This is a genomic window from Cupriavidus sp. SW-Y-13, assembly GCF_009793345.1.
GTDB lineage: Bacteria > Pseudomonadota > Gammaproteobacteria > Burkholderiales > Burkholderiaceae > Cupriavidus.
In genome coordinates, this window is sequence record NZ_WHLX01000001.1 from 1,890,650 (window position 1) to 1,909,080 (window position 18,431).

18 protein-coding genes are annotated in these 18,431 nt (G+C 61.4%); 2 read left to right on the forward strand and 16 right to left on the reverse strand.

The window, feature by feature from the left end:
• The first annotated feature begins 251 nt into the window (after positions 1-251).
• Positions 252-1,181, forward strand: a complete 930-nt coding sequence (locus GA566_RS08445) for a pyruvate, water dikinase regulatory protein (protein WP_137924675.1) — start codon at positions 252-254, stop codon at positions 1,179-1,181.
• Positions 1,182-1,270: 89 nt separating this feature from the next.
• On the opposite strand, the gene GA566_RS08450 is transcribed toward GA566_RS08445, so the two are convergent.
• The 16 genes from GA566_RS08450 to rpsB form a co-directional block, all read right to left on the reverse strand.
• Positions 1,271-2,047, reverse strand: coding sequence for an RNA methyltransferase (locus GA566_RS08450; protein ID WP_160472497.1), 777 nt, complete (start codon positions 2,045-2,047; stop codon positions 1,271-1,273).
• A gap of 8 nt (positions 2,048-2,055) precedes the next feature.
• Complete coding sequence (gene rnhB, locus GA566_RS08455; RefSeq protein WP_137924608.1) at positions 2,056-2,748, reverse strand: ribonuclease HII; 693 nt, start codon at positions 2,746-2,748, stop codon at positions 2,056-2,058.
• Positions 2,748-3,881, reverse strand: a complete 1,134-nt coding sequence (gene lpxB / locus GA566_RS08460; protein WP_370459303.1) for a lipid-A-disaccharide synthase — start codon at positions 3,879-3,881, stop codon at positions 2,748-2,750. Before lpxB ends, rnhB begins: the two co-directional genes overlap by 1 nt.
• 87 nt (positions 3,882-3,968) lie before the next feature.
• Positions 3,969-4,772: an acyl-ACP--UDP-N-acetylglucosamine O-acyltransferase gene (gene lpxA / locus GA566_RS08465; RefSeq protein WP_137924606.1), complete on the reverse strand. Its 804-nt coding sequence runs from the start codon at positions 4,770-4,772 to the stop codon at positions 3,969-3,971.
• A 43-nt stretch (positions 4,773-4,815) separates the two neighbouring features.
• The gene (gene fabZ, locus GA566_RS08470; protein ID WP_137924605.1) at positions 4,816-5,268 is read right to left on the reverse strand and encodes a 3-hydroxyacyl-ACP dehydratase FabZ; all 453 of its coding nucleotides are present in this window, start codon (positions 5,266-5,268) and stop codon (positions 4,816-4,818) included.
• Positions 5,265-6,374 (reverse strand): UDP-3-O-(3-hydroxymyristoyl)glucosamine N-acyltransferase, encoded by a 1,110-nt coding sequence (lpxD, locus tag GA566_RS08475; RefSeq protein ID WP_160472498.1) that lies wholly within the window; start codon positions 6,372-6,374, stop codon positions 5,265-5,267. Before lpxD ends, fabZ begins: the two co-directional genes overlap by 4 nt.
• 51 nt (positions 6,375-6,425) lie before the next feature.
• The gene (locus tag GA566_RS08480) at positions 6,426-6,953 is read right to left on the reverse strand and encodes an OmpH family outer membrane protein (protein ID WP_137924603.1); all 528 of its coding nucleotides are present in this window, start codon (positions 6,951-6,953) and stop codon (positions 6,426-6,428) included.
• Positions 6,954-6,973: 20 nt separating this feature from the next.
• Positions 6,974-9,283, reverse strand: a complete 2,310-nt coding sequence (gene bamA / locus GA566_RS08485) for an outer membrane protein assembly factor BamA (RefSeq protein ID WP_137924602.1) — start codon at positions 9,281-9,283, stop codon at positions 6,974-6,976.
• A 173-nt stretch (positions 9,284-9,456) separates the two neighbouring features.
• Positions 9,457-10,854 (reverse strand): RIP metalloprotease RseP, encoded by a 1,398-nt coding sequence (rseP, locus tag GA566_RS08490; RefSeq protein ID WP_160472499.1) that lies wholly within the window; start codon positions 10,852-10,854, stop codon positions 9,457-9,459.
• Between the two features lie 41 nt (positions 10,855-10,895).
• Complete coding sequence (gene ispC / locus GA566_RS08495; RefSeq protein WP_137924600.1) at positions 10,896-12,074, reverse strand: 1-deoxy-D-xylulose-5-phosphate reductoisomerase; 1,179 nt, start codon at positions 12,072-12,074, stop codon at positions 10,896-10,898.
• 25 nt (positions 12,075-12,099) lie between these two features.
• Positions 12,100-12,921: a phosphatidate cytidylyltransferase gene (locus GA566_RS08500; protein ID WP_137924599.1), complete on the reverse strand. Its 822-nt coding sequence runs from the start codon at positions 12,919-12,921 to the stop codon at positions 12,100-12,102.
• 45 nt (positions 12,922-12,966) lie between these two features.
• On the reverse strand, positions 12,967-13,737 hold the full coding sequence (locus GA566_RS08505) for an isoprenyl transferase (RefSeq protein WP_137924598.1): 771 nt from the start codon (positions 13,735-13,737) through the stop codon (positions 12,967-12,969).
• Between the two features lie 51 nt (positions 13,738-13,788).
• Positions 13,789-14,349, reverse strand: a complete 561-nt coding sequence (frr, locus tag GA566_RS08510; RefSeq protein ID WP_137924597.1) for a ribosome recycling factor — start codon at positions 14,347-14,349, stop codon at positions 13,789-13,791.
• Positions 14,350-14,458: 109 nt separating this feature from the next.
• Positions 14,459-15,169, reverse strand: a complete 711-nt coding sequence (gene pyrH, locus GA566_RS08515; protein ID WP_137924596.1) for a UMP kinase — start codon at positions 15,167-15,169, stop codon at positions 14,459-14,461.
• A gap of 305 nt (positions 15,170-15,474) precedes the next feature.
• Positions 15,475-16,353: a translation elongation factor Ts gene (gene tsf / locus GA566_RS08520; protein WP_137924595.1), complete on the reverse strand. Its 879-nt coding sequence runs from the start codon at positions 16,351-16,353 to the stop codon at positions 15,475-15,477.
• Positions 16,354-16,518: 165 nt separating this feature from the next.
• The gene (gene rpsB, locus GA566_RS08525; RefSeq protein ID WP_137924594.1) at positions 16,519-17,262 is read right to left on the reverse strand and encodes a 30S ribosomal protein S2; all 744 of its coding nucleotides are present in this window, start codon (positions 17,260-17,262) and stop codon (positions 16,519-16,521) included.
• A gap of 345 nt (positions 17,263-17,607) precedes the next feature.
• On the opposite strand from rpsB, the gene map reads away from it, so the two are divergent.
• The gene (gene map / locus GA566_RS08530) at positions 17,608-18,426 is read left to right on the forward strand and encodes a type I methionyl aminopeptidase (RefSeq protein ID WP_137924593.1); all 819 of its coding nucleotides are present in this window, start codon (positions 17,608-17,610) and stop codon (positions 18,424-18,426) included.
• The last annotated feature ends 5 nt before the right edge of the window (positions 18,427-18,431 follow it).

Sequence of the window (18,431 nt, forward strand, 5' to 3'; positions counted from 1 at the left end):
CAAAACAAAGTAAGAAATCTTTTGCACCGACCGGTATGTTGTTGATGTTCTGTCCCCGGCGGATCGCTTGGCTGAGCAATTCCGGCTGCAATCGGCAACTTCCGATGCTGCACCGCACATTGTCGACAATCGGGCCCCGGATCGTTGCCTGATCGACGTTGGCGGAATTGCTTAGCCAAAAGATCGCCGCTATTCTACCGTGCCGCATCGCACTTTCGCGCGGCGGCCGTCTCAAAAATAATTGTCCAGACATGTCCCTGCCTGACGCGCCTGACGCATCGCAACCCGCCTCCGCCCCAGCCACTGACACCGCGCCGGCTGCCAGCGCTGTGCAGCCCGCAGCCCCCGCGACAGCGGATCGCCCTGCTGTACGTACGGTTTTTATCGTTTCCGATGGTACCGGCATTACGGCCGAAACGTTCAGCCACTCGATTCTCGCGCAGTTCGAGATGCGCTTCCGCAAGGTGCGGATGCCGTTTGTGGACACGCCGGAAAAGGCACATATCGCTGTCAGCAAGATCAACGAGGCCTTCTACAACGAGGGCGTACCGCCCATCGTCTTCACCACGCTGGTCAACTCCGACTCGAACAAGGCGATACGCCGCGCCAAGGGCATGATTCTTGACATGTTCCAGACCTTTATCGAGCCTCTCGAGAAGGAACTGGGGCTGAAATCCACCCACGCGATTGGCCGGTTCCATCAGAATGCCGACACCGAGGCCTACAAGAACCGCATCGAGGCGATCAATTTTTCGCTTGCCCATGACGACGGCCAGTCCCACAAGAACCTGGCAGAAGCTGATGTCATCCTGGTGGGCGTTTCCCGTAGCGGCAAGACCCCTACCAGCCTGTACCTGGCCATGCAATATGGCCTCAAGGCCGCGAACTACCCGCTGATTCCGGACGATTTCGAACGAGGCAGGCTTCCCTCCGCGCTCTATGCCTTCAAGGCCAAGATCTTCGGCTTGTCCATCGATCCACAGCGACTGACCGAAATTCGCAACGAACGCCGCCCGGGTAGCAAGTACGCGGCTGTGGAAAACTGCCGCTACGAAGTCAACGAGGCGGAAGCCATGATGCGCCGCGAGGGCATCAAATGGCTGTCGTCAACGCACAAGTCGATTGAAGAGATTGCGACAACGATTTTGCAGGAGATCAAAGTCGACCGCGATAACTACTGATTTGCGGGCATCTTTGAGAATCGTCCAATAGGCATACGGCAGTCATGAGCGCAGGATGAAGTCATCGTCCAAGCACAGCAAGTAGCAACTCAGCGCCGTTGCCGCACCGCTTCAAACAGGCATATTGCCGTGGCGGCAGCTACGTTCAGAGACTCCAGCCCACCTGGCTGTGGAATACCGACCGTGCGGGTAACCCGCTCCATCCACTCCGCGCTCACTCCCGCCCCTTCATTGCCGACAATCCAGCCAACGGGTTGGCGCAGATCGGTATCGAAAACGGCAGCATCGGCGTGGGAAGACGTCGCGAACAGTGGGACTGACAAGCGGCTGGCAAGCATGTCCAGCGTGCAGTGCTCGACGATATTGAGATGGAAGTTGGCACCCATACCAGCCCGCAGCGTCTTGATCGACCAGGCAAAGGCACAGCCGGTGGTCAGGAATGCATGAGCGATTCCCGCTGCAGCGGCACTTCGCAGGATGGATCCGACATTGCCCGCATCTTGTACGCCATCGAGGATGACGCAATCTGTATCGATTGTTGCCGGCAGATGGCCCGCAGGCGTCTCGATGACAAACAGTAGATCGATACCGTTGGCCACGCTGCTGATCTGCGCAAACAACGTATCTGCAAGCACGACGACGCGCTCCGGCTCGATGCGCTCCAGCAGAGAGCGCACTTCGGAATGATCGTAGTGACGCTCGCTCACGACGCAACTGACCGGCTGCCCAAGCGCGGCGACATAGGCATCGGCCAGATGAACACCGTCCAGTACCGACTGGCCGGCCTTCCGGCGCTGATGCGTGGAGCCGACCAGGGCCTTCAGGTGCTTGAACAGCGCGTTATCGCGCGAAGTGACGTGCTTCAAGGAAAATCTCAGAAAGGCGGCGTTTCGTCGGTAACGGTATGGGCCACGGTGGCCGCCCGCTCACGTTCGAGTGCCTGCCGAACGGGCGCAAAGGAGCGCCGGTGATGAGGCGTTGCACCATGCTTGTCCAGCGCGGCAAAATGCTGTGGCGTCGGATAACCGAAATGGCTGTCGAATCCGTACTCCGGATACTTGGCGTGCAGTTCGAGCAGATTGCGATCGCGTGCCACTTTCGCCAGGATCGATGCAGCGGAAATCGCGCGAACCTTGGCGTCTCCCTTGACAATCGCCTCGACGGGGAACGGCACCTCGGGGCAACGATTTCCGTCGACCTGCACAAGATCGGGAATCACTCCGCTGGCGGCCAAGCCCTGCACGGCCCGTCGCATGGCGAGCATCGACGCGTGCAGGATGTTGATCGAGTCGATTTCCTCGACAGTGGCGAATGCGATATGCCAGCCCAGCGCATGCTCGCAAATCCGTTCGAAAAGCGATTCCCGCTTTGCTGCAGTCAGGATCTTGGAATCTGCCAGCCCACGAACCTGACGCGCGGGATTCAGGACAACCGCCGCAGCGTAGACCGGGCCCGCCAACGGGCCCCGACCGGCCTCGTCCACGCCACACAAACGCTGCACAACCGCTACCGTCTGTGTCAGATCCAGTCCGATTTGCGTGGAAGTGCCTGCCTTGGGCCGGGCCATCAGCGCACTCCCCGACTGTGCATCAGGTCGACTACCACTCCCGAAGCCAGATTCGCCGTGTCGCGCTTCAGCGTGTGATGCATTGCGGTGAAGTGTTCGCGCAGGAAGGCCACGTTGCCCTCGTCATTGAGTTGGAGCAGCGTTTCTCGTGCCAGCGCATCCGGCGTGGCATCGTCCTGCAACAGTTCGGGCACGACGAAACGTCCTGACAGAATATTAGGCAGTCCCACGTACGGCAGATAGCCTTGCCGTTTCATGATCTGCGCGGTCAGCCAGGGCACCTTGTAGGAGATAACCATCGGCTTCTTGTACAGGGCTGCTTCCAACGTGGCCGTGCCACTGGCCAGCAACACTACATCCGACGCCTCCATTGCCAGATGCGACTGACCATCCACAACTTGAATATCCAGCTCGGGATGCTGGTTGTGAAGACCTTCGATAATGTCGCGCAGTGCAGGACTGGCTGCCGGCACGACAAACGCCAGGTTACCGTCCATGCGATGCATCCGTGCCATGGCCTCGAAAAATGTCGCGCCAAGATTGCGGACTTCCGATTGGCGGCTGCCCGGCAGCACCGCGACGATGCGCTTGCCGGCCGGCAGGCCCAGCTTCTCGCGCGCGCCAGCCACATCCGGCACCATCGGGATGACGTCGGCAAGCGGATGGCCGACGTAAGTCGCCGGAATCCCCGCCTTGGCGTAAATCTCGGGCTCGAAAGGGAACAAGCAGAGGATGTGATCCACCGCGCGGGCGATAGTGCGGATACGACCGCCTCGCCACGCCCAGATCGAGGGACTCACGAAATGCACGACCGGAATGCCAGCGCGACGCAGTGGCACCTCGAGCCCGAAATTGAAATCGGGCGCATCCACACCGATAAAACACAGCGGGGGCTGGGCAATCAACTGTTCGCGAATCGCGCGACGCGTGGCAAGAATCTCTCGCAGCGAGCCCAGCACTTCCACGTAGCCGTTGACCGACAGCGTATCCATCGGCCAGTGCGAGACGAACCCTTGCGCCATCATGCGCCGCCCGCCGATGCCTGCATAGCTGACTGACTCGCCGAGCCGGGCTTGCAACCCCTCGAGCAACAGCGATGCGAGCAGATCGCCCGACGCCTCGCCGGCGACCATGGCAATCGTGCCTCGCTTGTTCCTATCCGCAGCCCCTTCGACGGGAAGCGCGGCCTGTACGGCAGCCTCGACCATGTGCAGCCGGAATCAGCGAACGATGCCGCGCTGGGTGGCGGCGAGGAACTCCACGAACGACTTCAGCGGCGCAGCGGTTGCGGCATCCGTTTGCCCGAGCATCGCGGTGATTTCATTACGCGCATCGTCGAAGCTCAGATCTGATTTGTACAGCAGCTTGTATGCCTGGCGCAGCGAGGCAATCTGTGCGGCGTCGAAACCACGACGACGCAAACCTTCCACGTTGACACCGTGCGGCGTGGCCTTGTTGCCGTTCTTGTCGCTGGCCGCGATCACGAACGGCGGCACGTCCTGAACGAGCGCCGAAGCGCCACCGAGCATGGCGTGCGCGCCGATGCGGACAAACTGGTGGACTCCGCTCATGCCGCCGAGAATTGCCCAGTCACCCACTTCCACGTGGCCGGCAATCTGGGCATTGCTCGAGAACACCGTATGGTTGCCCACACGGCAGTCATGCGCGATGTGGACATAGGCCATGATCCAGTTGTCATTGCCGAGGCTGGTCAAGCCACGATCCTGCACGGTTCCGGTATGGATCGTCGTGAATTCGCGGATGGTGTTGCGATCGCCGATATCGAGCCGGGTCGGCTCGTTGGCGTACTTCATGTCCTGCGGGACGCCGCCCACCGAGGCATACGGGCCGATGCGGTTGTCCGCGCCGATGGTCGTATGACCCTCGACCGTGGTGTGCGCGCCAACCCGTGTACCGCTGCCGATGCGTACATTCGGTCCGATGATGGAAAATGGGCCGACTTCGACATCGGCAGCCAGTTCAGCCTTCGGATCGACCAGTGCGGTAGGATGGATTTGCGTCATACGTCGTGTCCTGTTCTTGCGGTTGTGCCCGAAGTCGGGTCAATCAGGCGTCGGCCTGCTTGACCGTACACATCAGCTCGGCCTCGCAGGCAACTTCACCGTCCACAGTGGCGTTGGCCTTGAACTTCCAGATGCCGCGAATGTAGCGTTCCACGGTCACATTCAGGTGGAGTTGATCGCCGGGGTACACCACGCGCTTGAAGCGCGCGCCATCGATGCCGACGAAGTAGTACAGCGAACCTTCCTTGCGCTCCATGTCCGCGCCAAACGTCAGCAGCCCGGCCGACTGGGCCAGCGCCTCCAGGATCATGACCCCGGGCATGACCGGTTGTTCCGGGAAATGTCCCATGAAGTACGGCTCGTTGATCGTCACGTTCTTCAGGGTCTTGATGCGCTTCTGCGGCTCGAACTCGAGCACCCGGTCGACCAGCAGGATCGGGTAGCGATGCGGCAGCAGCTTCAGGATCTTGCGGATATCGATATCGGAGGCTGTCATGATGATCTCTCTTCGTCTTGTTTGTTGCTATTGGACCCGGCCGGCGTGCCGCGCAGGCGGCGTTCCAGCTGTACCACGCGTTCGCGCAGCTTCGACAAGCCGCGTACGATGGCGGCATTGCGTTCCCATTCACCATGCGAAGTAAACGGAAACACGCTGGTGAAATGCCCACCGGGTTTTGTAATCGATTTGGTAATCGAGGTGCCGCCGGACACGGTGGTCCGGTCAGCGATATTCAGATGGCCGGAAAAATTCGCTGCGCCGCCGATCACGCAGAACTTGCCGATCCGGGTGCTACCCGAAACGGCCGCCGTACCCGCAATCACGGTATGCGCGCCCACATGCACGTTGTGCGCGATCTGTACCTGATTATCGATCTTGCACCCGTCCTCGATCACCGTGTCGGCCATGGCGCCACGATCGACGCACGTATTTGCACCGATCTCAACGTCATTGCCCAGTATCGCGCGTCCAACCTGCGGAATCTTGACGTACTCCACTCCAGCCGGACCGATATCGGGCGCAAAGCCGAAACCATCCGCGCCAATGACCGCCCCGCTATGCAGGATATTGCGCGCGCCCACTACGCAACGATGATAGACAGAAACGTTGGCATAGATGAGCGTATCTTCGCCAATCTCGACGCCTGCGCCGATAAAGGCATTTGCCAGGATACGCACCCGTTCGCCAAGTCGGGCACCAGCCTCGATCACGACATTCGGGCCGATAAAGCACGATGCCGGGACCACTGCGTCTGACGCCACCGTCGCGCGCGGATCGATACCCAATCGCGGGTCCGCATTGGCCGCACGGTCGAACCGTTGCGCAACGCGGGCGAAACAAACGTAGGGATTGCGTGCGACCAGCCAGTTACGGCCTTCGGCATGGCCTTCCGCATGGATGCGGTCCAGATCCGCCTGTGAAACGATCACGGCACCGGCCTTCGACGCAAGCGCCTGGGCCTGGTAAAGCGGATTGGACAGGAACGACAGGTCGCCGGAACCGGCCTGGTCGAGCGGCGCGAGACCGCTCACGGGCAGGTCGGGATCACCCACAACCTGCGCGCCGTATTCGGTGGCGAGCTGACCCAGTGTGGGTGTCTGCATGGCGGTACTTCCTTGAAAAACGAAAACGGTGATCGACGCGGGCGACGCTGCTTACTTCGCGCCGGCGTTCAGCGCCTTCATCACGTCATCCGTGATATCGATGCGAGGATTCACGTAGACCGCTTCCTGGACGATCAGGTCGTACTTGCGCTGCTCGGCCAGTGAACGAATCACGCGGTTCGCACGTTCCAGCACCTGCGCCAGTTCCTCGTTACGGCGCTGGTTCAGGTCTTCACGAAACTCGCGCTGCTTGCGCTGGAACTCGCGATCCAGATCGGCCACTTCGCGCTGACGACGCTGACGGTCTGCGTCTGCGAGTACGGCGGTGTCCTTGTCGAGCTTGTCGGCCATGCCCTTGATCTTCTGGGCCATGTCCTGCAGTTCGCGATCGCGCTTCGAGAATTCCTGCTCGAGCTTGACCTGTGCAACCTTTGCCGGCTGCGAATCACGCAGGATACGCTCGGAGTTCACCGCGGCAATGCGGGTTTCCTGCGCCATTGCCGGCGCCGCCGCGCAAAGGGCCACTGCGGCCAGAGCAGCCGCGCTCAGGGATTTCATCAGTGGAGTGTGGAGTTTCATCAAGCAAATCCTTCTGGGGATCAGAACGCGGTACCGATCTGGAACTGGAACCGCTGAACCTTGTCGGTCTCGTCCTTCTTCAGCGGGAAGCCCATGCTGACCTTGAGCGGACCAATCGGCGACAGCCAGGACAAACCAAAGCCGGTAGAGTACTTCAGGTCGCTGAAGGTAATCGGGGCGCCTTCCTGATAGACGTTACCAAAGTCGAAGAACGTGAACAGCCGCAGCGTGCGGTCGACACCCGAACCGGGCAGCGGGAACACGAATTCCACGTTACCGATCAGCTTCGACGCACCACCCACCGGGTTGCCGTTCTGGTCCTTCGGACCCAGCGTGCTGGTCTGGTAACCACGCACCGAACCGATACCGCCAGCGTAGAAGTACTTGAACACCGGGAACGGCGTATCGCCGTAGCCGTGACCATAGGCCACTTCACCGTTGAAAGCCAGTGTGAATGCTTTCGACAGCGGGTAAAAATACTGCTGCTGGAAGCTGGCGCGATAGTACTGGGTATCGCCGCCCGGCACACCGACTTCGAGGTTGGCCTGGGTATAGGGTCCCTTCGTAGGGATCAGTGCGCTGTCGCGACGGTCGCGGGCCCAGCCAATCGTGAACGGGAAGTTATTGATCGGATCGCCGCTGTTCTTGCCGATCTTCTGCAGCCAGGCCGCATATTGGCTAGGCGTGTTCGACGACGTATAGACCTGGGTCCGCTCATAGCCGATACCGAAGAACACCGTATCGTTCTCGGAGAACGGCACGCCGAACTTGAAGCCACCACCGGCCGAGACGATCTTGTAGTCCTGGTCGCCCGTGTAGTACAGCGGACGCGACGTACGGTAGTAAATATCGGTCGAGCGGCTAATGCCGTCCACCGTGAAGTACGGGTCATACTGCGTCAGCGCGATCGTACGGAATGACTTCGCCGTGTTCACGTCGAGGCCAAGGCTGGTACCCGAACCGAACACGTTGTCCTGACGCAGGCCAGCTTGCAGCACGAGCTTGTCGGTCGACGAAAAACCCAGGCCCAGGCTGATCTGGCCAGTCGGCTTTTCGGTCACGTTCACGTTCACGTCCACCTGGTCGGGCGCACCCGCCACGTCTTCCGTGGTGATATTCGTGTCCGTGAAATAGCCGGTCCGGTTGATACGAGCCTGCGACTGCTGCAGCTTCTCGCTATCGAACCACGAGCTTTCCATCTGGCGCATTTCGCGACGCACCACCTCGTCCCGCGTCTTGCTGTTGCCCACCACGTTCACGCGGCGCACATAGACACGGCGGCCCGGGTCGACCATCAGGGTCAGCGCAACTTCACGCTTTTCCTTGTCGATCTGCGGCTGCGGGTTGATCGTCGTGAAGGCATAGCCATAGGTACCCAGCAGGTCCGTGATGGCCTTCGTGCTGGCGGTCAGCTTCTCGGACGAGAAGATGTCGCCCTTCTTGAGCTTCAGCAGCTTCTCCATCTCGTCCTGCTTGCCGAGCAGTTCGCCAGCGAGACGGATATCGGAGACCTTGAACTGCTCCCCTTCGCTGATATTCAGCGTCAGGTAAATATCCTTCTTGTCCGGGGTAATCGACACCTGGGTCGATTCGATCTGGAATTCCAGATAACCGCGGTTCAGGTAGAAAGAGCGCAGCGCTTCCAGATCGGCCGTAAGCTTTTGCTTCGAGTACAGATCGTTCTTCGTGTACCACGACAGCCAGTTCGGCGTGGACAGCTGCATTTCATCGCGCAGCGTACCTTCCTTGAAAGCCTTGTTGCCGACGATATTGATCTGGCGGATCTTGGCGACCGGACCCTCTTCCACGTTGAACACCACGGACACGCGATTGCGGTCAACGGGGGTCACGGTCGTCTGAACGTCGGCAGCATAGTAGCCGCGCGCCACGTACTGGCGCTTCAGCTCCTGCTCGGCCTTGTCGATCAGCGCCTTGTCGTAGTAACGCGCTTCGGCCACGCCAACGGCACGCAACGAGCGGCGCAGCGTGTCCTTGTCGAATTCCTTGATGCCGACGAATTCAAGCTGGGAAATCGCCGGACGTTCCTCGACCTGCACGACCAGCACGCCGTCTTCGGCGCGGATCTGCACGTCCTTGAAGAAACCGGTATTGTAGAGCGCACGAATTGCGTCGGCGCCCTTGTCGTCGGTAAATGTTTCACCAACGCGGACAGGCAGATAGCCAAATACGGTACCCGGTTCCACGCGCTGCAAGCCTTCAACGCGGATATCCCTGACCACGAACGGATCTGCGGCCCAGCCCGCCGGGCTCCACGCAGCAATAATGGCACTCGTCAGCAAGCCCAGCGAGATGCGCTTATTTCTGATCAAAGTCGATCCCCTCTTCCTCATCGATTTCATGCAGGGTATTGGCTCCAGTGCCGGCTCCAGCGTTGTTGGTACACCAGTGCAACTACGCCGGCACAACTGATCCTCTCCGGTGGAGAAACTCCTCCCGGAAAAACGACCGCCCCCGGCCGACAGGCGTTTCCAGCTGCGCGAATCTAGCCGCGCGCGAGAAACAGTCGGCTGACGTCATTAAATAATGCGAGTGAAGTCAGGAGCAGGATGCACGCGATGCCAACCTTCTGCAGCATCGCTTGCCAGTGGTCTGGTACAGGCTTGCCAGTCAAAAATTCCACGCAATAATACAGCAAATGCCCCCCATCCAGCACCGGAATAGGTAACAAATTCAGTACACCAAGACTGACACTGACCAAGGCCAGAAAACTGACGAAAGGCTGCCAACCCATGTTCGCGGCCCGGCCGGCGTAGTCCGCAACCGTCAGCGGACCGCTCAGATTCTGCAACGACGCCTGCCCGACCAGCATCTTGCCGAGCAGCTTGAGCGACAGCGTACTGGTACTCCAGACCTGGTCTGCGGCGCGGGCAAGCGCCTGAGTGACCGGGTAGCGCACCACCTCGGTCTGCACCGCCTGGTTCAACGCTGCACCGAGCTTGCCGACCATGGCTGCCGGCTGCCCGTCCGCAGCAGGCTTGCCCCCGGGCGCGGCATCCAGCTTCACGACCAGATCGGACCGCTGCCCGTTACGCTCGATACCCAGTGTCACGTCCTGCCCCGGGCGGGCGCGGACGCCACGAATCAGTTCGCCGGCCTGGGTCAACGGTTGGCCCTGCCACGTCGTGATCGTGTCGCCGGCCTGAAGGCCAGCCCGCTGGGCGGCTGAATCCGGCACAATTTCCGTAACCTTGACCGGTCCGCCCTTGAGCGCCAGTCCCAGCGTGGCTAGTGGATCCTGTTCCGGATTGCCACCCGTATCAGGTAGGCGCCCAAGCTGGATATCGCGTTCGGTGCCATCGGTGCCGCGCACATGCAATACCGCGCGGGCGTCACCGAAACCCTGGGAGAACACCGCCATGCGCAGGTCATTCCACGACTGCACGGTCTCGGTTGCGCCGTTCGCCGTCAACGACAGCACACGGTCGCCATCGCGCACGCCGGCCTGTGCGGCCACGGTGGCGTCGGCTGGCGCTGCCAGCACCGGCAACGGTTCGCGCATGCCGCCCGCGAACAGCACGACATACAGCGCGATAGCCAGCGCAAAGTTGGCCAGCGGCCCGGCGGCCACGATCACGAACCGCTTGCCTACCGACTGACGATTGAACGCACGCGACAACTCGGCGGCGTCGATGGGCGGATCGGTTTCCGGATCGCGCTCACGCTCGTCAAGCATCTTGACATAGCCGCCCAGCGGAATCATCGCCAGCGTCCACTCGGTCTTGTCCCGTCTCTTGCTGACCCAACGTGCCAGCGGCCGCCCGAAACCAATGGAGAAACGCAGGACCTTTACGCCGCAGGCACGCGCAGCCAGGTAGTGCCCCATCTCATGGACAAAGATCAGGACACAGAGGGCGACAACGAATGCGATGACGGTTTGCATGGTAAATCACCCTTTTTCAGATCCGGCTGCGCCGTGATCGATCAATGCGTGGCCAGTTGTGTGAGCAGTGCCGTCGCTGCCCGGCGCGCTTCGGCGTCGGCGGCGAGCACATCGTCCAGCCTGTCAGCGGAGCCTTGCACGGGCTGATCAAGCACCCCATCGACTACGCGAGCGATATCGGTAAAGCGGATATCTCCGGCCAGGAACGCGTCGACAGCGACCTCGTTCGCGGCGTTGAGCACTGCTGGCGCCAGGCCACCGGCGCGCAGTGCATCGAAGGCGAGGCCCAGACACGGAAAACGCTCGAGATCAGGCGTCTCGAAATGCAGTCCGCCGGCAAGGGTGAGGTCCAGTGGCGTGACACCCGAATCGATCCGCTCCGGATACGCCATGCCGTAGGCGATCGGCGTGCGCATGTCTGGATTACCCAACTGCGCGAGAACCGAACCATCCGCGTAGGCCACCATCGAATGCACGATGCTCTGCGGATGGATCAGTACCTCGATCTTGTCCGCAGGCGCACCGAACAACCAGTGCGCCTCAATGACTTCGAGGCCCTTGTTCATCATCGTGGCCGAATCGACCGAGATCTTGCGCCCCATCACCCACTTCGGATGCGCACAAGCCTGGTCGGGCGTGATGTCATGCAGCGTGGACGGGTCGCGCGTGCGGAACGGGCCACCCGAAGCCGTCAGCAAAACCTTGGACACGCCCATGCCATAACGGGGATCGCTCGTCGGCAGACACTGGAAGATCGCGTTGTGTTCGCTGTCGATCGGCAGCAGCGTGGCGCCGTGTTCGCGCACGGCATCCATGAAGATGCTACCCGACATCACAAGCGATTCCTTGTTCGCCAGCAGCACGCGCTTGCCCGATCGGGCGGCAGCCAGCGAGGAGCGCAGCCCCGCCGCTCCCACGATTGCCGCCATCACGGCGTCGGTGCCGGCGTCGGAGGCAATCGATTCGAGCGCTTCGGGCCCGTGCTCGACCTGGGTATCGAGACCCGCGCTGCGCAACAGAGATTCCAGTTCGCGCGCCGCCTCGGGTGAACCCACTACCGCACGCGCCGGACGGAATTCCTTGCAGGCAGCGGCCAGCTTGTCCACCTGACGATGGGCGCTGAGCGCATGCACCGTGTACCGGTCCGGATGACGGCGCACGACATCGAGCGTGCTTTCGCCAATGGAACCCGTGGCGCCCAGAATCGTAATGCGTTGCATAGAACCCGTGAAACTCAAAGTTTGATCAGACCCACGATAGCAGCAGCGCCGCCAGCGGGAACACCGGAATCAGGGCGTCGATGCGATCCAGCACGCCCCCATGGCCGGGAAGCAGACGACTGCTATCTTTCATGCCCACCTGCCGCTTGAGCAGCGATTCGAATAGATCGCCGACCACACTGGCAGCCACAAGCAGCGTGGTCAGCACAGCCAGCAGACCCAGGCCACCCTTGTCGGCGATCGTCGAATACCAGGTCGGCGCAAACGCATGGCTAGCTGCCAGCCCCAGTGCCACGGCCATTGCCAACAACCAGCCGCCAATCGCTCCTTCCCAGGATTTGCCGGGACTGATGGTCGGTGCCAGCTTGCGACGGCCAATTGCCTTGCCCACGAAATATGCGCCGATATCTGCCGCCCAGACCAGCACGGCGGCCGTGAGCAACACGCCCACTCCGGCAAAGCGCAGCCCCATCGTCGCATGCCCGAAAGCCGGCAGCATGATCAGGCCGAGTACCGCACCCAGCACGGTGAATCCCGGAGAAGCCTTGCGCACGCCACGCGCCAGCAGCACCAGCGCAACGCCCCAGGCTACCAGCGACGCCTTGAGCAGCCACTCGACGGACCCTGTATCCGCGGTCAGGAAGGCGCCAAGCAGCACCGCCAGGCACGCCATCGCATACGCATACGGCCATGGCCCACGCAGCCCGATCAGCCGCCCGAACTCCCACCCGGCAAGCGCAACGATCACCACGACGAGCGCGCCGAGCGCAACGGGTGGCGCCAGGAACAGGATGGGCAGGATCAACAACAACAGGCATACGGCGGTGATGACGCGGGTAAGAAGCATGCGGCTGCGGTTTCCCGTTGTTGTGAAAGATGGTTCGGACCGGTATCAGGCCGTGCCGGACAGACCCGGCGCCACCAGCTGCGCGCTGGTCCTGCCGAAACGACGCTCGCGCTGACGGTACGAGGCAAAAGCCTTGTCGAGCTCGGCGGCGTCAAAATCCGGCCAGAAGGTATCGGTGAAGTACAGCTCGGAATACGCGAGCTGCCAAAGCAGGAAATTGCTGATGCGCTGCTCGCCACCGGTGCGAATGAACAGGTCCGGCTCCGGTGCATAGGCCATGGCCAGGTGCGGTGCCAGCACGGACTCGTCGATCGTTTCGGTATCGAGCATGGGCGAGCGTGCCAGCATCTTGCGCATTGCCTGGAGCAGATCCCAGCGTCCGCCGTAGTTGGCGGCGATGGTCACGGTCAGGCCGGTGTTAGATGCCGTGCGGGCTTCGGCGTCCTTGATGAGTTGCTGGATGCGCGGGCTGAACCGGTCCAGGTCACCCACGACCCGCAGGCGGATATTGTTCGCATGCATCTTGACCACTTCGCGGCGCAGAGCGGTCATGAACAAGCGCATCAGGAAGGACACCTCGTCGGCGGGACGGCGCCAGTTCTCTGAACTGAATGCAAACAGCGTCAGGAATTGCACACCACGCGAGGCACATGCCTGCACGATGTCGCGCACCGTATCCAGCCCGCGCGTATGGCCAGCCACGCGCGGCAGATGACGCTGCGTCGCCCAGCGACCGTTGCCATCCATGATGATGGCAACGTGGCGAGGCACATAAGTAGTATCGGGAACGCCGAGCGTCGAACTGATATGCTGCATGGATGCGTGGACGATGCGGAACGATCCCGGCGCCCAGGCGCCGGGACGGCCTTACACCGTCATGATTTCCTTCTCTTTCTCGGTCACGAGCTTGTCGATTTCGCCGACGTACCTGTCCGTCAGCTTCTGGACTTCTTCGGTGCCACGACGTTCGTCGTCTTCCGAAATCGTCTTGTCCTTGACGAGCTTCTTGAATTGCTCGTTGGCGTCGCGGCGCAGGTTGCGCACGGCCACCTTGGCGCCCTCGGCCTCGCTCTTCACCACCTTGATCAGTTCCTTCCGGCGCTCTTCGGTCAGGGCTGGCATCGGCACGCGAATCACGTCACCCATCGTGGCGGGGTTCAGGCCCAGGTCCGCATCGCGGATAGCCTTCTCGACGGCCTGGACCATCTTCTTTTCCCACGGCTGCACGGTAATGGTGCGCGCATCGCCCAGACCAACGTTGGCCACCTGGCTGATGGGCACGGGCGAGCCGTAGTAATCCACCTGCACGTGATCGAGCAGGCCGGTGTGCGCGCGGCCGGTGCGGATCTTCGCCAGATCGGTCCTGAAAGCTTCGATGGACTTCTGCATCTTCTGCTCGGCGCTCTTCTTTGTGTCGGCGACGGTCATGTTTACCTCCGGGAAACTACCAGACAGGATCCCGCCCAGGCGGGATCGAAAATGAAACATTCTACTCTGAGGTCGGGCCGAATCCGTATTCTGACGCGGCCCCGACTGCTCAAACGTGTACTAGCGTACCTTCGTCGTCACCCAGGATCACGCGCTTGAGCGCTCCCGGCTTGACGATCGAGAACACCTTGATGGGCAGCTTCTGGTCACGGCACAACGCGAAGGCGGTAGCGTCCATGACCTGCAGGTTGCGGGAGATGGCCTCATCGAACGTAATCGTGGCGTAGCGCGTGGCGCTCGGATCCTTCTTGGGGTCCGCCGTGTAGACGCCGTCCACCTTGGTGGCCTTCAGCACGATCTCGGCGCCGATTTCCGAGCCTCGCAGCGCTGCTGCCGTGTCAGTCGTGAAGAAGGGATTGCCCGTGCCAGCGGCAAAGATCACGACCTTGCCCTCTTCGAGCTGACGGATGGCGCGCGGACGGATGTACGGTTCGACCACCTGATCCATGCGCAGTGCGGACTGAACACGGCCTTCGATGTTGGCGTGGCGCATGGCATCCTGCAGCGCCAGCGCATTCATCATCGTGGCCAGCATGCCCATGTAGTCGGCCGTGGCCCGGTCCATGCCGGCTGCACCCCCGGCCACGCCGCGGAAGATGTTGCCGCCGCCGATGACGACGGCGACCTGGACACCCAGCTTCACGATTTCGGCAATGTCATTGACCATGCCCTCGATGGTGGCACGGTTGATGCCGAATGCATCGTCGCCCATGAGGGCTTCGCCGGACAGTTTCAGAAGGACGCGCTTGTAGGCTGGCATGGTCACCCTCGGGCTGGTTCTTGATCGCTCGTTTGAACGGATGGATGGGCGCGGGCGGCACAAGGCTTCTGCGCACCGGCCGCGCATGAATTTGGAAAAACTGGACAACTGGATAGCCGGTTTTCGCGGTCATCTGCCGGCAACGTCCTTTAAAAAGACGCGCAGAGGCCGGTGACCGCGAAAACTGACTGTACGGCGCACATCGTGTGCCGTACTTGTGCAGAGGGGCACCTTGCGGCGCCCCTCGGCATTATACGGTGACCGGGCCAACCTCCCGGAGGAGAAACGGCTCGATCACCTGGACATCAACCCTTCTGGGCGGCAGCCACCTGGGCGGCCACTTCAGCAGCGAAGTCGTCCTGCTTCTTCTCGATGCCTTCACCCACCACGTACAGGGTGAAACCCTTTACGCTGGTGTTGTTGGCCTTCAGCATCTGTTCCACGGTCTGCTTGTCGTTCTTCACGAACGGCTGGTTCAGCAGCGAAACTTCCTTCAGGTACTTCTGAACCGAACCCTCGACCATCTTGGAGACGATCTCGGCCGGCTTGCCCGATTCGGCAGCCTTCTGCTCGGCGATGCTGCGCTCCTTGGCGATCAGCTCGGCGGGCACTTGCTCCGACGACAGCGAGACCGGCTTCATGGCGGCCACGTGCATGGCCACATCCTTGGCCGACACTTCGTCGCCGTCGAACTCGACCATCACGCCGATGCGCGTACCGTGCAGGTACGAAGCCAGCTTGCCGCCATTGGCGTAGCGCACGAAGCGACGGACCGTCATGTTCTCGCCGATCTTGCCGATCAGGGCGGCGCGCACGGCATCAACCGTCGAGCCGTCCATTTCCAGAGCCAGCAGGGCTGCCACGTCGGCCGGGTTCTGCTTGGCCACCAGTTCGGCAACCTTGGCACCGAAGCCCAGGAAGTCGTCGTTCTTCGACACGAAGTCGGTTTCGCAGTTCAGTTCGACCAGCGCACCCGTGGTGCCGTCGATAAACGTCGTCACGATGCCTTCGGCGGTCACGCGCGAAGCAGCCTTGCTGGCCTTGTTGCCCAGCTTGACGCGCAGCAGCTCTTCAGCCTTGTCCAGGTCGCCGTCGGCTTCCGTCAGGGCCTTCTTGCATTCCATCATCGGCGCGTCGGTCTTTGCGCGCAGTTCTGCAACCATGCTTGCGGTAATAGCCGCCATTTGTCACTCCTTGATTGGTTGGCTTCATCCGGGGCGAATCGTATCCGCGGCGGATGACAACTGAAATCTGTTTGCAAAAAGGGGGCGCCCGAGTGCCCCCTTTTTTGTTGCCGCACAGCAGGCGCCGGTGGCCGGTGTATCCCGGCCTCAGGCGCGAGCGGGCAATCAGCCTTCCTGGACTTCGACGAATTCGTCGTCGCCGCGAGCGGCTTCCACCACTTCCTGAACCGCGTTGGCGCGGCCTTCCAGGATGGCGTCAGCCACGCCGCGCACGTACAGGGCCACAGCCTTGCTCGAGTCGTCGTTGCCCGGGATCACGTAGTCGATGCCTTCCGGCGTGTGGTTCGTGTCAACCACGCCGATCACGGGGATGCCCAGCTTGTTGGCTTCCGTCACGGCGATCTTGTGGTAGCCGACGTCGACCACGAAGATGGCGTCAGGCACGCCGCCCATGTCCTTGATGCCGCCGATGGACTTTTGCAGCTTGTCCATTTCGCGCTCGAACATCAGCGCTTCCTTCTTGCTCATGGTTTCCAGCGCGCCAGCTTCCTTGGCGGCTTCCATGTCCTTCAGGCGCTTGATCGAGATCTTGACGGTCTTGAAGTTCGTCATCATGCCGCCGAGCCAGCGGGCGTCGACGTAGGGCATGCCAGCGCGGCCAGCTTCTTCAGCCAGAATTTCGCGCGATTGACGCTTGGTACCCACGAAAAGCACGGTGCCGCGGTTTGCTGCCAGTTGGCGCACGTACTTCAGCGCGTCCTGGAACATCGGCAGGGTCTTTTCGAGGTTGATAATATGGATCTTGTTGCGGTGACCGAAGATATAGGGGGCCATCTTCGGGTTCCAGAAGCGGGTTTGGTGGCCAAAGTGGCAACCGGCTTCCAGCATTTCGCGCATGGTCACGGACATGTGAGGTACTCCAAAAGGGTTGGTTTCTGAAGTCCGCCCCGACATTCCTGAAAAGGAACACCCCGGATGGGCGGACCAGCGATTTACTAAAAGAATCTTTGCTACAAGAATTCCTGACCGGCAGACCGTTTCCGGTGACTCACCAAGTCAGCCCGCGATTGTAGCAACAAAGTGGCGATCCGCTCAAGCCCCCCAGGCATGACCGCAAAGCGCCCCCCACACCACGCCGCCACGGGAACACACCCACCAATTCCCTGCTTTCCGCGCACGAAGGTGAGATAATCCCGATTTGCGAACATTCCGACGCGGCCGGTGGCTGGGTCATCACATTTCAGGCGAAGCAGCATGAGTATCCATATCAACACCGCCGAAGACATCGCCCAGATGCGCGTGGCTTGCCGCCTTGCCTCCGAAGTCCTCGACTACATCACGCCCTTCGTGAAGCCCGGCGTCACGACCGGCGAAATCGACAAGCTCTGCCATGCATACATGCGTGACGTGCAGGGCACGGTGCCAGCGCCGTTGAACTACGCGCCCCCGGGCTATCCGCCTTTCCCGGGCGCGATCTGCACGTCGGTCAATGACGTGATCTGCCACGGCATCCCCGGTGACCGCGTGCTCAAGAGCGGCGACGCGGTGAACCTGGACATCACGGTCATCACGAAGGAAGGTTACTACGGCGACACGAGCCGCATGTTCGTGGTCGGCGAAGCATCTATCCTGGCGAAGCGGCTGGCCCAGATCACCTACGAATGCATGTGGAAGGGTATCCAGCAGGTACGCAATGGTGCGCGCCTTGGCGACATCGGCCATGCGATCCAGGTGCATGCCGAAGGTGCCGGCTACAGCGTCGTGCGCGAGTACTGCGGCCACGGCATTGGCAAGGTGTTCCACTCGGACCCGCAGATCCTGCACTATGGCCGTCCCGGTACGGGCATGGAGATCAAGACCGGCATGATCTTCACGATCGAGCCGATGATCAACGCCGGCAAGCGCGATATCCGCACGATGCCGGACCAGTGGACCGTCAAGACGCGCGACCGCAGTCTGTCTGCGCAATGGGAACATACGATCCTCGTCACGGAAACCGGCTACGAGGTGCTGACGAAATCCGAAGGCACGCCGCTGCCGCCCGCGTTCATCACGGAAACCGTCGCAGCCTGATCCGC

What these genes read in the sequence shown, in the direction of transcription:
- map (WP_137924593.1), top strand. Translation starts at nt 17,608, where the DNA reads ATGAGTATCCATATCAACACCGCCGAAGACATCGCCCAGATGCGCGTG.
- fabZ (WP_137924605.1), bottom strand. Translation starts at nt 5,268, where the DNA reads ATGACAGCCTCCGATATCGATATCCGCAAGATCCTGAAGCTGCTGCCG.
- GA566_RS08445 (WP_137924675.1), top strand. Translation starts at nt 252, where the DNA reads ATGTCCCTGCCTGACGCGCCTGACGCATCGCAACCCGCCTCCGCCCCA.
- GA566_RS08480 (WP_137924603.1), bottom strand. Translation starts at nt 6,953, where the DNA reads ATGAAACTCCACACTCCACTGATGAAATCCCTGAGCGCGGCTGCTCTG.
- GA566_RS08505 (WP_137924598.1), bottom strand. Translation starts at nt 13,737, where the DNA reads ATGCAGCATATCAGTTCGACGCTCGGCGTTCCCGATACTACTTATGTG.
- lpxD (WP_160472498.1), bottom strand. Translation starts at nt 6,374, where the DNA reads ATGCAGACACCCACACTGGGTCAGCTCGCCACCGAATACGGCGCGCAG.
- tsf (WP_137924595.1), bottom strand. Translation starts at nt 16,353, where the DNA reads ATGGCGGCTATTACCGCAAGCATGGTTGCAGAACTGCGCGCAAAGACC.
- rseP (WP_160472499.1), bottom strand. Translation starts at nt 10,854, where the DNA reads ATGCAAACCGTCATCGCATTCGTTGTCGCCCTCTGTGTCCTGATCTTT.
- lpxB (WP_370459303.1), bottom strand. Translation starts at nt 3,881, where the DNA reads ATGGTCGCCGGCGAGGCGTCGGGCGATCTGCTCGCATCGCTGTTGCTC.
- GA566_RS08500 (WP_137924599.1), bottom strand. Translation starts at nt 12,921, where the DNA reads ATGCTTCTTACCCGCGTCATCACCGCCGTATGCCTGTTGTTGTTGATC.
- pyrH (WP_137924596.1), bottom strand. Translation starts at nt 15,169, where the DNA reads ATGCCAGCCTACAAGCGCGTCCTTCTGAAACTGTCCGGCGAAGCCCTC.
- ispC (WP_137924600.1), bottom strand. Translation starts at nt 12,074, where the DNA reads ATGCAACGCATTACGATTCTGGGCGCCACGGGTTCCATTGGCGAAAGC.
- lpxA (WP_137924606.1), bottom strand. Translation starts at nt 4,772, where the DNA reads ATGACGCAAATCCATCCTACCGCACTGGTCGATCCGAAGGCTGAACTG.
- rnhB (WP_137924608.1), bottom strand. Translation starts at nt 2,748, where the DNA reads ATGGCCCGGCCCAAGGCAGGCACTTCCACGCAAATCGGACTGGATCTG.
- rpsB (WP_137924594.1), bottom strand. Translation starts at nt 17,262, where the DNA reads ATGTCCGTGACCATGCGCGAAATGCTGGAAGCCGGTTGCCACTTTGGC.
- frr (WP_137924597.1), bottom strand. Translation starts at nt 14,349, where the DNA reads ATGACCGTCGCCGACACAAAGAAGAGCGCCGAGCAGAAGATGCAGAAG.